General features: G+C 69.5%; 3 protein-coding genes. All 3 read left to right on the top strand.

Going from position 1 to position 3,531, the window contains the following annotated elements; genetic code table 11:
- Positions 1–163: 163 nt before the first annotated feature.
- The 3 genes from metG to MFF40_RS28235 are packed head-to-tail and all read left to right on the top strand — an operon-like array spanning position 164 to position 3,368.
- Positions 164–1,741, top strand: coding sequence for a methionine--tRNA ligase (gene metG, locus MFF40_RS28245; protein WP_147856678.1), 1,578 nt, complete (start codon positions 164–166; stop codon positions 1,739–1,741).
- Positions 1,742–1,758: 17 nt separating this feature from the next.
- Positions 1,759–2,553: a TatD family hydrolase gene (locus tag MFF40_RS28240; protein ID WP_147856679.1), complete on the top strand. Its 795-nt coding sequence runs from the start codon at positions 1,759–1,761 to the stop codon at positions 2,551–2,553.
- The gene (locus MFF40_RS28235) at positions 2,550–3,368 is read left to right on the top strand and encodes an MBL fold metallo-hydrolase (RefSeq protein ID WP_147856680.1); all 819 of its coding nucleotides are present in this window, start codon (positions 2,550–2,552) and stop codon (positions 3,366–3,368) included. Before MFF40_RS28240 ends, MFF40_RS28235 begins: the two co-directional genes overlap by 4 nt.
- The last annotated feature ends 163 nt before the right edge of the window (positions 3,369–3,531 follow it).

Raw genomic sequence — 3,531 nt, 5'->3', positions numbered from 1 at the left:
CCATGTCGCAACCGCCAGGGTTCTGGCAAATCAAACACCTTGAAAGGGCTGGGTCTCGGACCTTTTGAATCCATGATCGTCCGCGCGGCAGCGGCTGTTGCGTCCCCGCCGCTGCCGCGCGACAACGCGGGCAAGCTCCTGCGATGATCCGGAACACCCAGACGTGACGTCCAACGCCCCGGCGCACTCCCAAAAAACCTTCGGCCTCTCGACCGCGATCTCCTACCCCAACGGCGCGCCCCATATCGGCCACGCCTACGAGGTGATCGCCGCAGACGCCATCGCCCGCTTCCACCGGCTCGATGGCTACGACGTGCTGTTCTCCACCGGCACCGACGAGCACGGCCTCAAGATCCAGCAGGCGGCGACCCGGGCCGGCACCAGCCCGCGCGCGTATGTCGACGGCACCGCGGCGCGCTTCCAGGCGATGGCCGACCGGATGGACTGCACCTACGACCGCTTCATCCGCACCACCGAGCCCCGCCACTACGAAGCCGCGCAGGAGATCTGGCGGCGGATGGAGGCCAACGGCGACATCTACCTCGCCACGTATGCCGGCTGGTACTCGGTGCGCGACGAGGCCTATTACGACGAGGCCGAGACCCGCCTGCTGGAGGATGGCAGCCGCCGCAGCCTCGCCACCGACACGCCGGTCGTGTGGATGGAGGAGGAGAATTTTCTCTTCAGGTTGTCCGCCTATCAGGACCGGCTGCTCAAGCTCTACGAGGACCAGCCCGACTTCATCGGGCCGGAAACCCGAAGGAACGAGGTGGCGAGCTTCGTGCGCTCCGGCCTCAAGGACCTCTCGGTCAGCCGCACCAATTTCGACTGGGGCGTGCCGGTGCCGGGGCAGCCCGGCCACGTCATGTATGTCTGGGTCGACGCCCTGACCAACTACCTGACGGTGACGGGCTTCCCCGACGCGGAGCATCCCAAAAAGAAGTTCTGGCCGATGGACCTGCACGTGATCGGCAAGGACATCGTCCGGTTCCACGCGGTCTACTGGCCGGCCTTCCTGATGGCGGCCGGGCTGCCCCTGCCCAAGCGCGTCTTCGGCCACGGCTTCCTGCTTTCCAAGGGCGAGAAGATGTCGAAGTCGCTCGGCAACGTCCTCGATCCGTTCGAGCTCGCCGACACCTACGGGGTCGATCCCGTGCGCTACTTCGTGCTGCGCGAGGTGCCGTTCGGCGGCGACGGCAGCTACAGCCACGAGGCGATCATCGGCCGGATCAACGCCGACCTCGCCAACGACCTCGGCAACCTCGCCCAGCGCTCGCTCTCGATGGTCGCCAAGAACTGCGACGGCGCGGTGCCGGATCCCGGTTCCTTGGACGAGGCCGATCGCGCCCTGCTGGCCCAGGCCGACGCCCTTCCGGACAGGGTGCGGAGCCTGATGGGCGATCTCGCGCTCCACAGCGTTTTGGCCGAGATCTGGGCGGTGGTGGCCGAGGCCAACCGCTACTTCGCCGGCCAGGAGCCGTGGAAACTGCGCAAGTCCGATCCGGCCCGGATGAACGCGGTGCTCTACACGACGCTGGAATCGCTGCGGGCCTTCGGCATCCTGGTCCAGCCGTTCGTTCCGACCGCGGCCTCCAGGCTCCTGGACCTGCTGGCCGTCCCGGCCGACCGGCGCAACCTCGCCGATGCGGGGGAGGGCGGCCGCCTGGTGCCCGGCACCGCTTTGCCCGCCCCGGCCCCGGTCTTCCCCCGGTTCGAGCGGCCCGAAACGCCGGCGGCCTGACAGCGATCCGAGACACGATGCTGATCGACAGCCACTGCCACCTCGATTTCCCGGACTTTTCCGCGGACCTGCCCGGCGTGATCGCCCGCGCCCGAGCCGCGGGCGTCACCGGCATGCTCACCATCTCGACCCGGGTCGCCCGGGCCGGGACCTATCGGGCGATCGCCGAGGCCCATCCCGAGATCTGGTTCACCATCGGCACCCATCCGGACGGGGCCGCCGAGGAGCCGGATGTGCCCGCCGAGACGATCGCGGGACTCGCGACCGCGCATCCCCGCTGCGTCGGGATCGGCGAGGCCGGGCTCGACTACCACTATCCCGACGGCGCCCCCGAGACCGTGCAGGAGCGGGTGCTGCGCGCCCATATCGCGGCGGCGCGCCTGTCCGGCCTGCCGCTCGTCATCCACGCCCGGGATGCCGACGAGCACATGGAGCGGGTGCTCACCGACGAGATGGGCAAGGCGCCGTTCCGGGCGGTGCTGCACTGCTTCTCGTCGGGCCGGCGCCTCGCCGAGGTCGGGATCGAGCTCGGGCTGTCGATCTCGTTCTCCGGCATCGTCACCTTCCGGCGCTCGCACGCTTTGCGCGACATCGCCCGGAGCGTGCCCCTGGACCGGATCCTGGTGGAGACCGACGCGCCGTTCCTCGCCCCCGAGCCGCACCGCGGGCGGACCAACGAGCCGGCCTACACGGCCGACACAGCCCGGTCGCTGGCCGAGACCCTGGGGCTGTCCGCCGAAGACTTCGCCCGGATCACCACAGCGAATTTTTTCAACTTGTTCGACAAGGCTAAACCTGCGGAGGCAGCGTGACGACTTCGGAGGATGCGCCGGCAACGCTGACTTTGCGCATCCTCGGCTGCGGCTCCTCCGGGGGGGTGCCGCGGGTCGCCAGCGGCTGGGGTGCCTGCAACCCGGAGGATCCGCGCAACCGCCGCCGCCGCTGCTCGATCCTGGTTGAGCGTGCATCCGGGGGAGGGCGGACCACCCTGCTGGTCGACACCTCGCCCGACCTGCGCGAGCAGCTCATCGACGCGGATGTGCGGCGCCTCGACGGCGTGCTCTACACCCACGCCCATGCCGACCACACCCACGGCATCGACGACCTGCGCCCGTTGGTGATCGCCATGCGGGGGCGCATCCCGGTCTATGCCGACGCCTTGACCCGGTCGCTGCTGACCACACGGTTCGGCTACTGCTTCGAGACGCCCCCCGGCAGCGCCTATCCGCCGATCCTCGATTTGCGTGACCTCCCCGACGTGCTCAGCCTCGACGGGCCGGGCGGCGCGATCACGGCCGAATCGCTCCCGGTCGAGCACGGTACGGAGGCCGCCCTCGGCTTCCGCTTCGGCCGAGCCGCCTACATGCCCGATGTCAGCCTGATCCCCGAGGCGAGCCTGGATCGGCTCCGCGGTCTCGATCTCCTGATCATCGACGCGCTGCGGGACACGCCGCACCCGACGCACTTCTCCGTGTCGGACGCACTGGCGCTGATCGAGACGGTCCAGCCCCGGCGCGCCGTGCTGACCAACCTTCACACCGACCTCGACTACGCGGCCCTGGCCGCGCGCCTGCCGGACGGGGTGGTGCCGGCCTATGACGGGATGAACCTGAGCCTCGACGCCTGAACCGCTGTTCGCGGAGAGAGACCGAATCGGCCGTCACACAGCCGTCGCCGCAGGAGTCCAAGAAAATCGGCTCCGCCCCGGAACAACCCTGTTGACGGCCGGGATTGCGCTGCGTATACACCGCTCATCGGCGCCGGCCGCGGAAGTGGCCCGGGCGCTGAGG

This window comes from Methylobacterium mesophilicum (genome assembly GCF_022179445.1).
Taxonomy (GTDB): Bacteria; Pseudomonadota; Alphaproteobacteria; order Rhizobiales; family Beijerinckiaceae; genus Methylobacterium; species Methylobacterium mesophilicum.
The sequence above is the reverse complement of the archived record's forward strand: the minus strand, read 5'-3'. Positions and strand labels throughout refer to the sequence as shown.